Below are 16,804 nucleotides of genomic sequence, written 5' to 3' on the forward strand. Positions count from 1 at the left end.
TCACCCTAACGGGGCACGCGCAAGGCCCCGCAGCCCAAGAGGGCGGCGGGGCCTTGCGGAAAACGGAAGACGTACTGCGGGATCAGGCAGCCGAGGTGGAGCTGCTGCCCGTGCTCGAAGTCGCCGAGGAGGTCGAAGCGGCAGGGGCGGCGGCAGCGGTCGACGTCGTCGTGGACGACGAGGACGGCTTCGAGGCAGGGGTGCTGCTCGACGAGGCACCACGGCTGTCGTTCCGGTAGAAACCGGAGCCCTTGAAGACGATGCCGACCGCGGAGAACACCTTCTTCAGGCGTCCGTCGCAGTTCGGGCACACGGTCAGTGCTTCATCGGTGAACTTCTGCACGGCCTCAAGGCCCTCACCGCACTCGGTGCACTGGTACTGGTAGGTCGGCACGAATTTCCTCCTGGCACTCTCACTCAATGAGTGCTAACGACGCTCCATGGTGACGTATTCCGGCGGATCAGTCCACCGTCACAGGCGTGCGGTGACCGATCCCACGCTCGTTCGCCGCGTTGCGGGCGCCCGATGCGGCGGCCGGCGCGGACGAGTTCACGATCCGGCTCGGCGCCTTCGGCGCCAGCTTCCCGCGCAGCGCCACCAGCGTGACCAGGGCCAGGGCCGTGGCCACCAGCGGCACCAGGAAGCCGTACGAGGACCCGTGCGCGTCCGTCAGTCGGCCGGCCAGGGTCACGGCGGCGGCCTGCCCGAACGCGACCGCTCCGGTCAGCCAGGTGAAGGCCTCGGTCCGCGAGGCGGCCGGGACCAGCTGCTCGATCATCGTGTAGCCGGTGATCAGCGCGGGGGCGATGCACAGGCCGACGACCAGGCCGAGCGTGCCCAGCAGGATCATCGAGTGCGCGGCCCACAGCACCGAGGCGGCGGCGGTCAGGCCCATGTAGCCGAGGATCAGGCGGCGGCGCGGGCCGATCTTCCAGGCGACGGCGCCCATGGTGATGCCGGCGATCATGTTGCCGGCCGCGAAGATGCCGTAGAGCAGGCCGTTGGCGCCCGGGTTGCCGATCTCGTTGGAGAAGGCGGCGAGCGAGACCTGCATGCCGCCGAAGACGGCGCCGATGCCGATGAAGGCGACGATCAGGACGCGCAGGCCCGGGAAGGACAGCGCGGACTGGTGCTCGCCGCCGGACTCCGAGAGCGGGGCGACCTTCGGCTCGGTGGCGCGCTGCGCGGCGAAGAACAGGCCGCCGAGCAGGGTCAGGGCCGCCTCGGTCGCCAGACCGGCGGCCGGGTGGACGCCGGTGCACAGCGCGGTGGCGAGCACCGGGCCGACGACGAAGGTGAACTCGTCGGTGACGGACTCGAACGCGGCGGCGGTCGGCAGCAGCGGCGAGCCCTCCAGCTTGGCCGCCCAGCGGGACCGGACCATCGGGCCGACCTGCGGGACGGAGGCGCCGGCCGGGACGGCGGCCAGCGCGAGTGCCCACAGCGGGGCGCCGAGGAGCGCCAGCGCGGTCAGGGCGGAGACTGCGGCGGCGTGGAGGAGGACGACCGGCACGAGGACGGCGCTCTGGCCGCGGCGGTCGGTGAACTTGCCCATGACCGGCGCGAAGAGGGCCATGGAGACGCCGGTGACGGCGGCGACGATGCCCGCGTCGCCGTAGGAGCCGGTGGCGTGCTGGACGAGCAGCAGGATGCTGATGGTCAGCATGCCGAACGGCAGGCGGGCGGCGAAGCCGGGGAGGACGAAGGAGAGGGCACCGGGCGTGCGCAGCAGCTGCCCGTAGCCGGGTCGGACGGACTTGTCGGTCGTGACCGCGGATGTCACGGCCTGGCCTTTCCGCTGCCTGGTAGAGCGTCCCCGTCTGCGGACGGCGGGCCGCTTTGTGAGCGACCGCACCCGTACATGTGGGAGCCCCGAGAGCTGTCCTCTTGCGCAGAACCGAGTGATACCTGGGCGCCCACTGCGGGAGGGAGCCACGGCCGCTTTGCGGTCGCGCCAGCTCTGCGTCAGGCAGAGTTGGTTCGATGTGGTGTGCCTTCATCGTACAGGGGAATCCACTACCACGCCCTGTGATTACGGTGACAAGGTATGACTTCACCTGCGATTAACTGGAACTTCGCATTCCGTGCCCCATGAAATGGGTGCAAGCCCGGTCACAAGCCAGCGAAATCGGCCGAATTAGAACGCCGCTCTAACGAAAAACGATCGCTCGAGCGGCGCGCCGGACACCCTCCGCCACCTAGAGTGACGTTCCGCCACCGGTCCCCAGCCAGCCCGCGAGCTTGCCGCCGCGCGCCACCGCCCGCAGCCGCGCCTCCGCCGCGTCCCGCACCGGATCCGTGGCCACGACCAGCAGCTCGTCCCCGCGCCGCAGCACCGTCGACGGCGCCGGCACGAAGCTCTTCGCGTCCCGGACCACCAGCGTCACCGACGCCCCCGCGGGCAGCCGCAGCTCGCCGACCTCCACCCCGTGCATCCGCGAGGCGGCCGGAATCGCGAAGGACAGCAGGTGCCCGCGCAGCTTCTCCAGCGGCGCCGACTCGATCCCGAGGTCGGAGGCCGCCTCGTCGCTGTCGCGCAGGTTCAGCTTGCGCGCCAGCCACGGCAGCGTCGGCCCCTGCACCAGCGTGTAGACCACCACGAGCACGAAGACGATGTTGAAGACGCGGTCGCTGCCCTCGATCCCGGTCACCAGCGGGATCGTCGCCAGGATGATGGGCACGGCGCCGCGCAGGCCGGCCCACGACATCAGGGCCTGCTCCTGCCAGGGAATGCGGAAGGGCAGCAGGCTGAGGAAGACCTCCAGCGGCCGCGCCACCATGGTCAGCACCAGTCCGATGATCACCGCGGGCCAGAAGTCGTGCACCAGCTCGTGCGGGGTGACCAGCAGGCCCAGCAGCACGAACATGCCGATCTGGGCGATCCAGCCGAGCCCGTCCGCGAACCCGCGCGTGGCCGGCCAGTGCGGCAGCTTCGCGTTCCCCAGCACCATCGCCGCCAGGTACACCGCGAGGAATCCGGAGCCGTGCGCCATCGCGCCGGCCGCGTACGCGGTCACGGCGATCGCCATCACCGCGATCGGGTACAGGCCGGAGGCGGGCAGTGCCACGTGCCGCAGCCCGTACGCCCCCAGGAAACCGACCGCCAGGCCGATCGCCGCGCCGATCGCGAGCTCCAGCGCGATCTTGCCGAGCAGCACGTACCACTCGTCCACCGGTCCGACCGCCGCGAAGGCGACGACCAGGATCACGACGGGGGCGTCGTTGAAGCCGGACTCGGCCTCCAGCACGCCCGTCACCCGCGACGGCAGCGGGACCTTGCGCAGTACGGAGAAGACGGCCGCCGCGTCGGTCGAGGAGACCACCGCGCCGATCAGCAGCGCCTGGCGCCACTCCAGGCCCACCAGGTAGTGCGCGCCCGCCGCCGTGACCCCGACGCTGACCGCCACGCCGAGCAGCGACAGGACCACCGCCGCCGGCAGGGCCGGTCTGATCTCTTTCCACTTGGTGCCCAGACCGCCCTCGGCGAGGATGACGACGAGCGCCGCGTAACCGATGACCTGGGTCAGCTCGGCGTTGTCGAATACGACGTTGCCTATGCCGTCCTGGCCTATCGCGATGCCTATGCCGAGGTAGATGAGCAGGCTGGGAAGTCCGCTGCGCGAGGAGATGCGCACCGCCGCCACCGCGACGAGCAGCACGAGCGAACAGACCAGCAGGAGCTCATTGAGCGTGTGGACAGTCAGCGGGCGGCCCTTTCCTCAGAGCGCGCCTGGCGGATCGTTCCCCCGGCGGCGCATTCGGCAAGTACTTCGTTACCTTACCTAATCTTTGACGGACTCTTTACGCGATAACCACATTGTGAAACGCCCGTTGCCGCCTGTCCTACGGACCTCGACCCCTGGCGGATCAACGGAGGCGGTCCTGCGCCTATGGTTGCTCCCAGCAATCCCAGGACCACCCTGCCCCTCTAAGGACAGCGATGCCCGCCAATGAATCCGGACCTTCCGTCAAGAAGAAGGGACGACGCGCACGCCTGCTCGTGCTCGTCATGGTCCTGGCGCTCTTGGCGGGCCTCGGCTACGGCGCGTACTGGAGCGTGGACACCGTGCGCGCCTCCTTCCCGCAGACGACCGGCTCCCTCAAGGTCCCAGGCCTGACCGGGTCGGTTGATGTGAAGCGCGACGAGCACGGCATTCCGCAGCTCTACGCAGACAACGACGAGGACCTCTTCCGCGCACAGGGCTTCGTGCACGCCCAGGACCGGTTCTGGGAGATGGACGTCCGCCGCCACATGACCGCCGGCCGGCTGTCGGAGATGTTCGGCTCCGGCCAGGTCGAGACGGACGCCTTCCTGCGCACCCTCGGCTGGCGCCACGTGGCGCAGGAGGAGTACGACAAGAAGCTCTCGCCGGAGACGAAGAAGTACCTCCAGGCCTACGCCGACGGGGTCAACGCCTACCTGAAGGGGAAGTCCGGCAAGGACCTCTCCGTCGAGCACGCCGCCCTCAAGCTGACCGACGACTACAAGCCGGAGCAGTGGACGCCGGTGGACTCGGTGGCCTGGCTCAAGGCGATGGCCTGGGACCTGCGCGGCAACATGCAGGACGAGATCGACCGCTCGCTGATGACGAACAAGCTCTCGCAGGCGCAGATCGACGAGCTCTACCCGCCGTACCCCTTCGACCGGAACAAGCCGATCGTCGAGGGCGGCACCGTCTCCGGCGGCAAGTACGCGCCCCAGGGCACCCCGGGCTCCGGCTCGACCGGCACGGGCAGGGGCACCGGCACGGGTACCAGCGGCACGGGCACGGGCAACGGCACCACCGGCACCGGCACCGGTACCGGCACGGGCGGCACCACCCCCGGCGCCGGCTCGCAGGCCACCCCCAACGGGGCGACGGGCCCCACCGGCCTCGCCGACAACGCCACCGCCCAGGGTGCGAGCGCCGGCCTGCGCACGCAGCTCGGCTCCCTCGCCAGGACCCTGGACGAGATCCCGGCCATCCTCGGCCCCAACGGCAGCGGCATCGGATCGAACTCCTGGGTCGTCTCGGGCCAGTACACGACCACCGGCAAGCCGCTCCTCGCGAACGACCCGCACCTCTCCCCGCAGCTGCCCTCGGTCTGGTACCAGATGGGCCTGCACTGCCGCGCCGCCTCGCCCCAGTGCCAGTACGACGTGGCCGGCTACACCTTCTCCGGCATGCCCGGCGTGGTCATCGGCCACAACGCCGACATCGCCTGGGGCATGACCAACCTCGGCGCCGACGTGACCGACCTCTACCTGGAGCAGGTCCGTCCCGAGGGCTACGTCTACGACAACAAGGTCGTCCCCTTCACCACCCGTGAAGAGGAGATCAAGGTCGCGGGCGGCAAGAGCAAGAAGATCACCGTCCGCACCACCAACAACGGGCCGCTGATCTCCGACCGCAGCGACGACCTGGAGACCGTCGGCTCCCGCGCCCCCGTTCCCAGCTCGGCCCCCGACCGCGGTGACGGCTACGCCGTCGCCCTGCGCTGGACCGCCCTGGACCCGGGCAAGTCGATGGACGCCGTGTTCAAGCTGAACCGGGCCAAGGACTTCAACAGCTTCCGCGCCGCCGCGGCCGACTTCGAGGTCCCCTCGCAGAACCTGATCTACGCCGACAACAAGGGCGCCAACGGCAACATCGGCTACCAGGCCCCCGGCCGGATCCCGATCCGCAACCAGGGCGACGGCCGCCTGCCGGCGCCCGGCTGGGACCCCAAGTACGCCTGGAAGGGCGGCCGGGACGGCAACGCCGGCTACATCCCGCAGAACGAGATGCCCTGGGAGCTCAACCCGGCGCGCGGCTACATCGTCACCGCCAACCAGGCCGTCACCGAGTCCGCCCCCGCCGGCGCCGCCGCCCCCGGCAGCGGCAGCGGCGGCGCTGCGAACGCCGCCGCCGGCAAGTACCCGTACGTCCTGACCACAGACTGGGGCTACGGCGCCCGGAGCCAGCGGATCAACGACCTCATCGAGGCGAAGACCAAGGACAACGGCAAGATCTCCACCGATGACATGCGCACCATGCAGATGGACAACAGCAGCGAGATCGCCGCGCTGCTGACCCCGATGCTGGCCAAGATCCAGGTCTCCGACCCGGACGTGCGCTCGGCGCAGAAGCTGCTCGAAGGCTGGAACTACACGCAGGAGTCCGACTCCGCGGCGGCCGCGTACTTCAACGCGATCTGGCGCAACATCCTCAAGCTGGCCTTCGGCGACAAGATGCCGAAGGAGCTGCGGGTCGAGGGCAGCTGCATGAACGTCAGCGAGGAGAGCACCGGCCCGAACGACGACCTCACCAAGACGGTCCGCGAGTGCGGTACGCGCGGCCCCGACTCGGCGCAGCCGGACGGCGGCGACCGCTGGTTCGAGGTGGTCCGCCGGCTGGTCAAGGACGAGAAGTCGCCGTGGTGGACCGCCACCCCGAAGACCGTCCACGACAAGCCGATCAAGACCCGCGACGAGCTGTTCGCCCGGGCCATGGAGGACGCCCGCTGGGAGCTGACCGCCAAGCTCGGCAAGGACCAGTCGACGTGGAGCTGGGGCCGGCTGCACCAGCTGACGCTGAAGAACCAGACGATCGGCAAGGAGGGCCCGGGCTTCATGCAGTGGCTCCTCAACCGCGGCCCGTGGAACGTGGGCGGCGGCGAGGCCACCGTCAACGCGACCGGCTGGAACGCCTCCAGCGGCTACGAGGTCACCTGGGTGCCGTCGATGCGGATGGTCGTCAACCTCGGCGACCTGGACAAGTCCCGCTGGATCAACCTGACCGGCGCCTCGGGTCACGCGTACGCCGGCACGTACACGGACCAGACGTCCATGTGGGCCAAGGGTGAACTGCTGGACTGGCCGTTCGCGAAGGGCGCCGTCGACAAGTCGACAGTGGACACCCTGACGCTCAAGCCGTGAGCGCGGCGACGGCCGCCCGGCCGCTCACGCGGTAAAGCGCACCACCCCCGACGGGGTGGCCACCGCCTGGACGGGGTGGTCGTGCGGTTCCTCCGGGACCCGCGCGACCACCTCTTCGTCGTACAGGAGCACCACCAGCGCGGGATGCGCGCCGGCCCGCTCCAGCCGGGCGAGCACCCGGTCGTACGAGCCCCCGCCGCGGCCGAGCCGCATGCCGCGCCCGTCGACGGCGAGCCCGGGCAGCAGCACGGCGTCGGCGCCGGTCACGGCGTCCGGGCCGAGCGGTGTGCCGGAGGGCTCCAGCAGCCGCATCTTCCCCGGGTGGGCGGCTTCGGCGAGGCTGTCCGGGCCGTCGTACGCTGCCCAGTCGAGGTCGTTGTCCGGGAGCAGCAGGGGCAGCAGCACCCGCTTGCCGGCCGCGCGCAGCGCGTCGAGCAGTTCGCGGGTGCCGGGCTCGGCGCCGACGGAGACGTACGCGGCGACGGTGTGGGCGCCGTCGAGTTCGGGCAGGGTGAGGGCGGAGCGGGACAGGGCCCGGGCCGCCGCGTCGCGGGCCTCGGGGGGCAAGGCGCGGCGGGCGGCCAGGAGTTCCCGGCGCAGGGAGGCCTTTTCGGGTACGAAGGGGTGGTTCCCGGGCGGGTTTTCTACCACAGTCTCGTCACAATTCCTTTCACATATGAATCAAGTCGGGCATATTCACCGGAACCCCGCTGGGTCTCCTGTACGACCCACTATCGTTCTGCCCATGACTCAGTCGCACCCAGTGATCAAGAAGGCCGTCATCCCGGCTGCGGGGCTCGGCACTCGGTTCCTCCCGGCGACCAAGGCGACCCCCAAGGAAATGCTCCCGGTCGTGGACAAGCCGGCCATCCAGTACGTCGTCGAGGAAGCCGTATCCGCCGGGCTGGACGACGTCCTGATGATCACCGGTCGTAACAAGCGGGCCCTGGAGGACCACTTCGACCGGAACTACGAGCTCGAATCGGCTCTGATCGCCAAGGGTGACGACGACCGGCTGAAGAAGGTCCAGGAGTCGAGCGACCTGGCCACCATGCACTACGTCCGCCAGGGCGACCCCCGCGGCCTCGGCCACGCCGTCCTGTGCGCCGAGCCGCACGTGGGCGACGAGCCCTTCGCCGTCCTCCTCGGCGACGACCTGATCGACCCGCGCGACCCGCTGCTGCGGCAGATGGTCGACGTCCACGCCCGCACCGGCGGCACCGTCATCGCGCTGATGGAGGTCGACCCGTCCAGCGTCCACCTCTACGGCTGCGCCGCCGTCGAGCCGACCGCCGAGGACGGCGTCGTCCGGATCACCGGCCTCGTCGAGAAGCCGGAGCCCGCCGAGGCGCCCAGCAACTACGCGGTCATCGGACGCTATGTCCTCGACCCGGCGATCTTCGGCATACTGCGGGAGACCGAGCCGGGCCGCGGTGGGGAGATCCAGCTCACCGACGCCCTGCAGAAGCTGGCCGCCGACGAGAGCGTGGGCGGCCCGGTGCACGGCGTGGTCTTCCGAGGCCGCCGCTACGACACCGGGGACCGGGGTGACTACCTGCGGGCCATCGTCCGACTCGCGTGCGAACGTGAGGACCTGGGCCCGGAGTTCCGCACCTGGCTTCACCGTTACGTCACGGAGGAGATGTAGCACCTTGAGCAGTTCCGCACCGCAGGACACCGGCCGGCACCGTCTGTGGTCGGTGGACGAGCACCTCGCGGACGTACTCGCCGCCGTCCGGCCGCTGGAGCCCATCGAGCTCCAGCTGCTGGACGCCCAGGGCTGTGTCCTGGTCGAGGACGTCACCGTGCCCGTCGCCCTGCCGCCCTTCGACAACAGCTCGATGGACGGGTACGCCGTCCGCACGGCCGACGTCCAGGGTGCGAGCGAGGAGTTCCCCGCGGTGCTCGCCGTCATCGGCGACGTGGCGGCGGGCAGCGGCGAGCTGCCCACCGTCGGCCCCGGCCAGGCCGCCCGCATCATGACCGGCGCCCCCCTGCCGCCCGGCGCGGAAGCCGTCGTCCCGGTCGAGTGGACCGACGGCGGCACGGGCGGCGGCGCCGCCTCCGGGATGACCCCGGCCAGCGCCGCACCCGAGGGCGCGGCCGGCGAGGTACGCGTCCACCGCGCGGCCGAGGCCCGGGCGCACGTCCGCTCGCGCGGCAGCGACGTACAGGCCGGCGACCTCGCGCTCGCCGCCGGCACCGTCCTCGGCCCGCCGCAGATCGCACTGCTGGCCGCGATCGGACGCGGCACCGTACGGGTCCGGCCCCGCCCGCGCGTGGTCGTCCTGTCCACCGGCAGCGAGCTGGTCCAGCCGGGTGAGGCGCTGACCCCCGGGACGATCTACGACTCGAACAGCTTCGCGCTGGCCGCCGCCGCCCGCGACGCCGGCGCCATCGCCTACCGCGTCGGTGCGGTCGCCGACGACGCCGAGACCCTGCGCTCCGCCATCGAGGACCAGCTGATCCGGGCCGACCTGCTCGTCACCACCGGCGGGGTCTCCGTCGGCGCGTACGACGTGGTCAAGGAGGCTCTGACCGCCGCCGGGTCCGGCGAGGGCGACGAGCCCGCCGGCGGCGGCGTCGACTTCCGCAAGCTCGCCATGCAGCCCGGCAAGCCGCAGGGCTTCGGCACCATCGGCCCCGACCACACCCCGCTGCTGGCCCTGCCCGGCAACCCGGTGTCCTCGTACGTCTCCTTCGAGCTGTTCGTGCGCCCCGCGATCCGGACGCTCATGGGTCTGCCGGAGTCCGAGGTGTCCCGGCCCGGTGTGCGCGCCGTGCTCAAGGCCGACGAGCCGCTCCGCTCCCCGGCCGCCCGCCGCCAGTTCCTGCGCGGGAAGTACGACGCCGAGGCCGGCACCGTCACCCCGGTCGGCGGATCGGGCTCACACCTGATCGCCGCGCTCGCGCACGCCGACTCGCTGATGGTCGTACCGGAGGACGTCACCTCGGTGGAGCCCGGGGCCGAGCTGGAAGTGATCCTGCTCGGCTGAGCGGCCGCCGGTGCGGGTAGCGTGTTGCATCACACAGGCCCCAGGCTCCAGGGGGCCCGGAGCGGGAGCGGCACGCAGACATGAGTACGCAGAGCAGGCTGACGCACATCGACGAGGCCGGCGCGGCCCGGATGGTCGACGTCTCCGAGAAGGACGTCACCACCAGGACGGCGCGCGCCAGCGGACGCGTCCTCGTCTCGCCGCGGGTGATCGAGCTGCTGCGCGGCGAGGGCGTGCCCAAGGGTGACGCCCTCGCCACCGCACGGATCGCCGGGATCATGGGGGCGAAGAAGACCCCCGACCTGATCCCGCTGTGCCACCCGCTGGCGGTCTCCGGGGTGAAGGTGGACCTGAAGGTCGCCGACGACGCCGTCGAGATCCTCGCCACCGTCAAGACCGCCGACCGTACGGGCGTCGAGATGGAGGCGCTGACCGCGGTCGCGGTCGCCGGCCTCACCGTGATCGACATGGTGAAGGCCGTCGACAAGGGCGCGGTCATCACCGACGTGCGGGTGGAGGAGAAGACCGGCGGCAAGTCCGGCGACTGGACCCGATCGTGAACCCCCCGCGCGGCGGCGAGGTCCACAGCCACAGCCACAGCCACGGAGCGGTCACGGCGCCGGATCCGGCGGGCGCGGCCCCGCGGCCCACGGCGGGGCGCGCCCTGGTCGTCACCGCCTCGAACCGCGCCTCGCAGGGCGTGTACGCGGACAAGGGCGGCCCGCTGCTGGCCGAGGCGCTGGAGGGGCTGGGCTTCACGGTCGACGGCCCGCGCGTGGTGCCGGACGGCGACCCCGTCGAGCGGGCGCTGCGCGAGGGAGTGGCCGGCGGCTACGACGTCATCCTGACCACCGGCGGCACCGGCATCTCGCCGACCGACCGGACCCCGGACGCGACCGCCCGCGTACTGGACTACGAGGTGCCCGGCATCCCGCAGGCCATCCGCGCGGAGGGGCTGGCCAAGGTGCCCACCGCCGCCCTGTCGCGGGGCCTGGCGGGCGTGGCCGGCCGCACCCTGATCGTGAACCTGCCCGGTTCCACGGGCGGGGTGAAGGACGGCCTCGCGGTGCTGTCGCGGATCCTGCCGCACGCCGTCGACCAGCTCCGGGGCGGGGACCACCCCAGACCTGACGCGGCGCCCGGGAGCCCGAGCTGAACGGCCCCTCCTGGCCGGTGGTGCTGGCGGACGGCGATGTCACGCTCCGGCCGATAAAGCTGCGGGACCAGCGTGCCTGGCGCGAGGTCAACCAGCGCAACCGCGACTGGCTGCGGCCGTGGGAGGCGACGATCCCGCCGCCCGCGCCGTGGGGGCCCGTCATCCACAGGCCGACATATCGACAGATGGTCCGCCACCTGCGGGCCGAGGCGAACGCGGGCCGGATGCTGCCCTTCGTCATCGAGTACCGGGGGCGGCTGGTCGGTCAGCTGACGGTCGCCGGGATCACCTGGGGCTCGATGTGCGCCGCCCACGTCGGCTACTGGGTGGACCGGGACGTGGCCGGCCGCGGGGTGATGCCGACGGCGGTCGCGCTCGCGGTGGACCACTGCTTCCGGAAGGTGGGGCTGCACCGCATCGAGGTGTGCATCCGGCCCGAGAACGGTCCCAGCCGCCGGGTCGTGGAGAAGCTCGGCTTCCGCGAGGAGGGGCTGCGGCCGCGTTATCTACATATCGACGGGGCGTGGCGCGACCACCTGGTCTTCGCGCTGACGGCGGAGGAGGTCCCGCAGGGGCTGCTGCGCCGCTGGCACCGCACGCGCAGGCGGGAAAGTCCCCCGCCGACACCCACCCCGTAAGCAGGTAATCGCAAAAGCGTTCGAATTGTTGAGCGATTCGCCCATAACCTGATCCGAAGAATCACAAAAAAAGTCGGTGATATCAGCCGGATCGTGCGACACACCGGCCCAATTGGCTGATCCTCCCGGGCGCGCCCCTCTACGGTGTGAGGTGTGAGCAGCAGCGGCCTCATCTACGCAGTCATCGTCGGGGCCTGGGCCGCCTACTTGGTGCCCATGTGGCTCCGGAGGCAGGACGAGCTGAACGAAGCGCGTCCGACGGAACGCTTCTCCACTGCCATCCGGCTGCTTTCCGGCCGGGCGGGAATGGAGCGCCGTTACGCCAAGGGGCTGCGTGAGCGCGGTGAGGATCAGGCGGAGGCCCAGCCCCACGCGGACCCGGAAGCGGCGACGGAAACGGTGAACTCCGTGGACGCCGACGCCCGGGCCTTCGGCGTGCCTCCGACCAGGGCCGAGCCGAGATCCGTCGAGGCCGAACGGGTCCGCCGGCAGCAGCGCCTCCAGGTGCTCGCCCGCCGGCGGCGCACCACGGCACTCCTCTTCCTCGCCTTCAGCGGCGGCGCGGTCGCCGCGGCCGTCGGCGGGATCCGCTACCTGTGGGCCCCCGCCGTCCCCGCCCTGCTGCTGAGCGCCTACATCGTGCACCTGCGGGTCCAGGAGCGGCGCCGCTACGAGTTCACGATGGACCGGCGGCGCGCCGAGGCGGCCGCCCGCAGCCTGCGCGAGAACCGCCCCCAGCGCCACCGGCAGCAGCCCGAGCCCGCCGCACCCGACGGCGGCGCCGAACCGGACCCCGCCCCGCCGGTCTCCCCGCAGGAGGCCGGGCGCCGGGCGCTCGTCGAGCAGACCGACCACGCCGAGTGGGTGGACCAGCAGCGCGAGCGCGAGCGCGGCCCCGCCCGCGGCGACAGCTGGGAGCCCGTACCGGTCCCGCTGCCGACGTACGTGACGGCCCCGGTCGCCCCCCGCGCCACCGGCCCGGTCAACCCGGACGGGTGGAGCGCGGCCCGCTCCAGCGCCGCCGAACCGACCGACCCCCGCCTGCGCGCCCAGCCGGCCGTACCGAAGCCGGCGGAACCGGGTCCGGTCGTGCAGCCCGCCCCGCCCCGCCCCCGGGGCCGCGACCTCGGCCGTACGCCGCTCTTCGACCAGTACGAGAGCGACGACCGGCCGCGCGCCGCCAACGAGTGACGGGTGACCTGCGCGGACCCTCCCGACAACGCGTTTTGGAGCACCCGCGCGGGGATGCTAATGTTTCACACGTCGCAAGGGCCTGTGGCGCAGTCTGGTAGCGCACCTCGTTCGCATCGAGGGGGTCTGGGGTTCAAATCCCCACAGGTCCACAGACGACAGTTCTCGGATAGCTACCGGGAATCGTCACGAGATCCCGTCCGGTCGAAAGACCGGGCGGGATCTCGGCGTTTCCGGGTCCGTGTTTCCCCGGCCTCTGTTTTCCGGCCCCTGCTTTCCGCGCCGCCGCCGAAATCCGTCGGGAATCCGCTGGTTGGGCGGCGTACGGCATCGTGACAATGGTCCGCATGGTGAACGGGGACGGGGCCGTCGCCCAGGCGTGGGAAGCGCTGGGCGGGCACGGCGAGTTGGCGGGACGGGTCGGATTCACGGGGCCGAGCGGGCTGGAGGGTCCGCTGCCCGTACGGGAATTGGCGCGGGCCTGCGTCGGGGTGTGCGGGCTGGCGGCGGCCGAGCTGGCCGCTGTACGGGCCGGGGGCACGGCGCTGGACGCGGCCGCGGTCACGGTGGACGAGGGCGCCGTGGCCACGGCGTTCGTCAGCGAGCGGCACCTGCGGGTCGAGGGCCGGGCGCCGGTGAGCTTCGCGCCGCTGTCCGGGTTCTGGCGGGCGGCCGACGGCTGGGTGCGGACCCACGCCAACTACCCGCACCACCAGGCGGCCCTGGTACGGGCGCTCCGTGTGCCCGCGACCCCGGAAGCGGTGCGGGAGGCCCTCGCGGGCCGGAGCGCCGCCGAGGCGCAGGAGGCCGTCTACGCGGAGGGCGGGCTCGCCGTCGCGGTGGCGCCGGAGTACGGGGAGCCGCGGCCGCTGGTGGAGTGGGTGCGGGGCCCGGGCGGCGGCCGCCCACCGGGGCCGGGCGCGCTGCCCGCGTCCGGGGTGCGGGTGCTGGACCTGACCCGGGTCATCGCCGGGCCCGTCGCGACGCGGACGCTGGGACTGCTGGGCGCGGACGTGCTGCGGATCGACTCCCCGTCACTGCGCGAGGCGGACGACGCGCACGCGGACACCGGCTTCGGGAAGCGATCCGCGCTGCTGGACCTCGGGGACGCGGCCGGCCGGGCGGAGCTGGACCGCCTCCTGGCCACCGCCGACGTGGTGGTGACGGGATACCGGCCGGGCGCGCTGGAGCGGTTCGGGCTGGGCGCGCGGGAGCTGCTGGAGCGGTTCCCGCGGCTGGTGGTGGCGCAGCTGTGCGCGTGGGGCTGGACCGGGCCCTGGGCGGGGCGCCGGGGCTTCGACTCGCTGGTGCAGGCGGGGTACGGGATCGCCGCGCGGTGCGCGGGCGAGGACGGGAAGCCGGGGGTGCTGCCGGCGCAGGCGCTGGACCACGGCACGGGGTACCTGCTGGCCGCGGGCGTGCTGCGGGCGCTCGCGGAGGGCGGCGGCCGGGCGCTGCGGTTCTCCCTCGCCGGGACGGCGTCGTGGCTGGTGCGGGAGGTGCCGGCCGCGGGGGCGGCGGTGCCGGGGTACGCGCCGGAGCCGTGGCTGCGCGAGGCGGACTCCGGGTACGGGGTGCTGCGGTACGCCGCGAGCCCGTTCGGGGACTGGGGGCGGGGGCCGTCCCGGTGGGGCGCGGACGGGGCCGGCTGGCTCGGCCGCTGAACCGGCGGAACGGCCCCGCGGGGGCCCGCCGGCGCCCGCCGCACGCCGGGCGGTGCCGGCCGGCGGCCGGGCCGGCGCGGTCGGACGCGGGGCCGGCGCGGTCGGAGGCCGACGGGCGCGGGCGGCGCCGCCGGGCCCGGCGGCGTCGGTCAGGCGTTTGCGGTGGCGTGCAGCGGCTTGGCCATGCAGCGGCTGGAGGGGTAGTCGCGGTAGTAGCCGAACTTCTCGGACAGGGCGTAGCCCGAGGAGAGGTAGAGGGCGATGGCCTCGGGCTGCTTGTCGCCGGTCTCCAAGACCATGCGGGTGCGGCCCGCAGCGAGTGCGTCGGCCTCCAGCTCGGCCAGGATGCGGCGGGCCAGGCCCAGGCCGCGCGCCCGCGGGACGACGTACATGCGCTTGATCTCGGCGTCGCCGTCCGAGTAGCCCTCGTCGTTCTTCTCCTGGCGGCGCCAGGCGCCGCTGGCCACGGGGTGGCCGGCGTCGTCGTAGGCGAGCAGGTAGAGGCCGTTCGGCGGGAGGAACATCGCCGGGTCGAGGTGGGTGGCGTCGCCCTCGCCGTCGTAGCGCTGCTGGTACTCGACCTGGACCTGCGCGTCGAGCGCCGCCGCGTCCGGGTGGTCGTACGGCACGGCGCGGATGTTTATACCGTGAGACATTCGAATATCGTACGGATCCCTCCCGCTATGGTGCAGGGATGCTCACCGTGACCTCCGTGAATGTGAATGGGATCCGCGCCGCCGCCAAGAAGGGGTTCGTGGAGTGGCTCGCCGGATCCGACGCCGACGTCGTGTGCCTCCAGGAGGTGCGCGCCGAGGAGGCGCAGATTCCCGCGGAGGCCCGGGAGCCCGAGGGCTGGCACACCGTGTTCGCGCCGGCCGCCGTCAAGGGCCGGGCCGGTGTCGCCCTGTACACGCGGCGCGCGCCCGAGGCCGTACGGGTGGGCTTCGGCAGCGCCGAGTTCGACGCGTCGGGGCGCTACATCGAGGTCGACCTGCCCGGCGTCACCGTGGCGAGCCTGTACCTGCCCTCGGGGGAGGCGGGCACCGCGAAGCAGGACGAGAAGTACCGGTTCATGGAGGAGTTCCTCGGCTACCTCGGGGCGCTGAGGGCGCGGGCCGCCGCCGACGGGCGGGAGGTCGTGGTGTGCGGCGACTGGAACATCTGCCACCAGGAGGCGGACCTCAAGAACTGGAAGACCAACCGCAAGAACGCCGGCTTCCTGCCCGAGGAGCGGGAGTGGCTGGGGAAGGTGTACGCGGAGGCCGGGTACGTCGACGTCGTGCGCGGGCTGCACCCGGACACGGAGGGGCCGTACTCCTGGTGGTCCTACCGGGGCCGGGCCTTCGACAACGACGCGGGCTGGCGCATCGACCTCCAGGTCGCGAGCCCTGGGCTGGCGGCGAAGGCCGTGAAGGCCTTCGTCGAGCGTGCCGAGACGCACCCGGAGCGCTGGTCGGACCACGCACCGGTGACGGTGGTCTACGAGCTGGGCGTCTGAGGGGCGCGCCGGCCGGGCGGCCACGGTGCTGGCGTCGGCCGGCGGTGCCCCAAGCCGGCGGTGCCCAAGCCGGCGGTTCCCGTGGCGGCTACGGCCGCTGGTGCAGGCGGTCCATCGCCATGGTGAGCTCCGCCTCGACCACGCTCTTGGCCAGCGGGCGCAGCCGGGTGACGGCCTCCTCCCCGAGGTGGGCGGAGATCAGCCCGGTGAACAGCTCCGCCAGCGCGTCGGCGTGTTCGCGGACCCGTCGGCCCGTCTCCAGCACCGCCGACAGCGGCACGCCTTCGCGTACCAGCGCGGAGGAGACGTCCAGCAGGCGCCGGCTGACGTGCACGATCGCCTCGCCGTCGGTGGCGACGTAACCGAGGTCGAGTGCGGCCGCCAGGTTCTCCGGGGTGACCTCGCCCTCGAAGTAGTCGGCCAGCAGCTCCGGCGAGAGCCGGACCGGGGTCTCCTCCGAACCGCCGATGCCGAGCAGTTCGCCGAGCTGGCCGACGTCGCGGCCCTTCTCGAAGGCGGCGGTCAGTTCGGCGATGCCGCCGAGGGTGTGGCCGCGGTCCAGCAGGGCGGCGATGGTGCGCAGCCGGGCCAGGTGGCGTTCGTCGTACCAAGCGATGCGGCCCTCGCGGCGTGGCGGCGGGAGCAGCTTGCGCTCGCGGTAGAAGCGCAGCGTGCGCACCGGGATGCCGGCCGCCTCGGCCAGCTCCTCCGTCCGGTACTCGCGCCCGCCCTCGCGCTCCACTGGCTCCACGGTTTCCACGG

General features: G+C 72.5%; 15 protein-coding genes and 1 tRNA gene. 10 read left to right on the forward strand and 6 right to left on the reverse strand.

The window, feature by feature from the left end:
• Positions 1 to 82: 82 nt before the first annotated feature.
• The 3 genes from ABD973_RS19040 to ABD973_RS19050 all read right to left on the reverse strand — a co-directional run bounded on the left by ABD973_RS19040 (position 83) and on the right by ABD973_RS19050 (position 3,660).
• On the reverse strand, positions 83 to 394 hold the full coding sequence (locus ABD973_RS19040) for an FmdB family zinc ribbon protein (RefSeq protein ID WP_125600558.1): 312 nt from the start codon (positions 392 to 394) through the stop codon (positions 83 to 85).
• 67 nt (positions 395 to 461) lie between these two features.
• The gene (locus tag ABD973_RS19045) at positions 462 to 1,784 is read right to left on the reverse strand and encodes an MFS transporter (RefSeq protein ID WP_345501078.1); all 1,323 of its coding nucleotides are present in this window, start codon (positions 1,782 to 1,784) and stop codon (positions 462 to 464) included.
• Between the two features lie 415 nt (positions 1,785 to 2,199).
• The gene (locus ABD973_RS19050; protein WP_241253269.1) at positions 2,200 to 3,660 is read right to left on the reverse strand and encodes a potassium/proton antiporter; all 1,461 of its coding nucleotides are present in this window, start codon (positions 3,658 to 3,660) and stop codon (positions 2,200 to 2,202) included.
• A gap of 281 nt (positions 3,661 to 3,941) precedes the next feature.
• Here ABD973_RS19050 and ABD973_RS19055 point away from each other — a divergent pair, with 281 nt between their 5' ends.
• Positions 3,942 to 6,899: a penicillin acylase family protein gene (locus tag ABD973_RS19055; RefSeq protein WP_345501080.1), complete on the forward strand. Its 2,958-nt coding sequence runs from the start codon at positions 3,942 to 3,944 to the stop codon at positions 6,897 to 6,899.
• Positions 6,900 to 6,923: 24 nt separating this feature from the next.
• On the opposite strand, the gene ABD973_RS19060 is transcribed toward ABD973_RS19055, so the two are convergent.
• Positions 6,924 to 7,550 (reverse strand): 5-formyltetrahydrofolate cyclo-ligase, encoded by a 627-nt coding sequence (locus ABD973_RS19060; RefSeq protein ID WP_125821385.1) that lies wholly within the window; start codon positions 7,548 to 7,550, stop codon positions 6,924 to 6,926.
• 94 nt (positions 7,551 to 7,644) lie between these two features.
• Here ABD973_RS19060 and galU point away from each other — a divergent pair, with 94 nt between their 5' ends.
• The 8 genes from galU (at position 7,645) to ABD973_RS19100 (ending at position 14,544) form a co-directional block, all read left to right on the forward strand.
• On the forward strand, positions 7,645 to 8,547 hold the full coding sequence (galU, locus tag ABD973_RS19065; protein ID WP_125600574.1) for a UTP--glucose-1-phosphate uridylyltransferase GalU: 903 nt from the start codon (positions 7,645 to 7,647) through the stop codon (positions 8,545 to 8,547).
• A 4-nt stretch (positions 8,548 to 8,551) separates the two neighbouring features.
• Positions 8,552 to 9,895: a molybdotransferase-like divisome protein Glp gene (gene glp / locus ABD973_RS19070; RefSeq protein WP_206436526.1), complete on the forward strand. Its 1,344-nt coding sequence runs from the start codon at positions 8,552 to 8,554 to the stop codon at positions 9,893 to 9,895.
• A gap of 80 nt (positions 9,896 to 9,975) precedes the next feature.
• Positions 9,976 to 10,455: a cyclic pyranopterin monophosphate synthase MoaC gene (moaC, locus tag ABD973_RS19075; protein WP_125821384.1), complete on the forward strand. Its 480-nt coding sequence runs from the start codon at positions 9,976 to 9,978 to the stop codon at positions 10,453 to 10,455.
• On the forward strand, positions 10,452 to 11,051 hold the full coding sequence (locus ABD973_RS19080) for a MogA/MoaB family molybdenum cofactor biosynthesis protein (RefSeq protein WP_386382314.1): 600 nt from the start codon (positions 10,452 to 10,454) through the stop codon (positions 11,049 to 11,051). Before moaC ends, ABD973_RS19080 begins: the two co-directional genes overlap by 4 nt.
• 17 nt (positions 11,052 to 11,068) lie before the next feature.
• Positions 11,069 to 11,689, forward strand: coding sequence for a GNAT family N-acetyltransferase (locus tag ABD973_RS19085; protein ID WP_345501084.1), 621 nt, complete (start codon positions 11,069 to 11,071; stop codon positions 11,687 to 11,689).
• Between the two features lie 153 nt (positions 11,690 to 11,842).
• On the forward strand, positions 11,843 to 12,880 hold the full coding sequence (sepX, locus tag ABD973_RS19090; protein ID WP_125821383.1) for a divisome protein SepX/GlpR: 1,038 nt from the start codon (positions 11,843 to 11,845) through the stop codon (positions 12,878 to 12,880).
• 78 nt (positions 12,881 to 12,958) lie between these two features.
• Positions 12,959 to 13,032 (forward strand) — tRNA-Ala (locus ABD973_RS19095).
• 195 nt (positions 13,033 to 13,227) lie between these two features.
• Complete coding sequence (locus tag ABD973_RS19100) at positions 13,228 to 14,544, forward strand: CoA transferase (RefSeq protein WP_125599700.1); 1,317 nt, start codon at positions 13,228 to 13,230, stop codon at positions 14,542 to 14,544.
• Positions 14,545 to 14,693: 149 nt separating this feature from the next.
• Here the strand turns inward: ABD973_RS19100 and ABD973_RS19105 are convergent, their stop codons facing one another.
• On the reverse strand, positions 14,694 to 15,200 hold the full coding sequence (locus tag ABD973_RS19105; RefSeq protein WP_125599697.1) for a GNAT family N-acetyltransferase: 507 nt from the start codon (positions 15,198 to 15,200) through the stop codon (positions 14,694 to 14,696).
• A gap of 38 nt (positions 15,201 to 15,238) precedes the next feature.
• Between ABD973_RS19105 and ABD973_RS19110 the strand changes: the two genes are divergently transcribed.
• Complete coding sequence (locus ABD973_RS19110; protein ID WP_345501088.1) at positions 15,239 to 16,042, forward strand: exodeoxyribonuclease III; 804 nt, start codon at positions 15,239 to 15,241, stop codon at positions 16,040 to 16,042.
• Between the two features lie 88 nt (positions 16,043 to 16,130).
• Here ABD973_RS19110 and ABD973_RS19115 read toward each other — a convergent pair whose 3' ends face one another.
• On the reverse strand, positions 16,131 to 16,802 hold the full coding sequence (locus ABD973_RS19115) for a MerR family transcriptional regulator (RefSeq protein WP_241253267.1): 672 nt from the start codon (positions 16,800 to 16,802) through the stop codon (positions 16,131 to 16,133).
• Positions 16,803 to 16,804 lie beyond the last annotated feature (2 nt).

Origin of the sequence: Streptomyces racemochromogenes (genome assembly GCF_039535215.1) — a bacterium.
GTDB classification, from domain to species: domain Bacteria; phylum Actinomycetota; class Actinomycetes; order Streptomycetales; family Streptomycetaceae; genus Streptomyces; species Streptomyces racemochromogenes.

Coding starts and splice junctions, on each gene's coding strand:
- ABD973_RS19055 (WP_345501080.1), top strand. CDS start 3,942: ATGCCCGCCAATGAATCCGGACCTTCCGTCAAGAAGAAGGGACGACGC.
- galU (WP_125600574.1), top strand. CDS start 7,645: ATGACTCAGTCGCACCCAGTGATCAAGAAGGCCGTCATCCCGGCTGCG.
- moaC (WP_125821384.1), top strand. CDS start 9,976: ATGAGTACGCAGAGCAGGCTGACGCACATCGACGAGGCCGGCGCGGCC.
- ABD973_RS19100 (WP_125599700.1), top strand. CDS start 13,228: ATGGTGAACGGGGACGGGGCCGTCGCCCAGGCGTGGGAAGCGCTGGGC.
- ABD973_RS19105 (WP_125599697.1), bottom strand. CDS start 15,200: ATGTCTCACGGTATAAACATCCGCGCCGTGCCGTACGACCACCCGGAC.
- ABD973_RS19110 (WP_345501088.1), top strand. CDS start 15,239: ATGCTCACCGTGACCTCCGTGAATGTGAATGGGATCCGCGCCGCCGCC.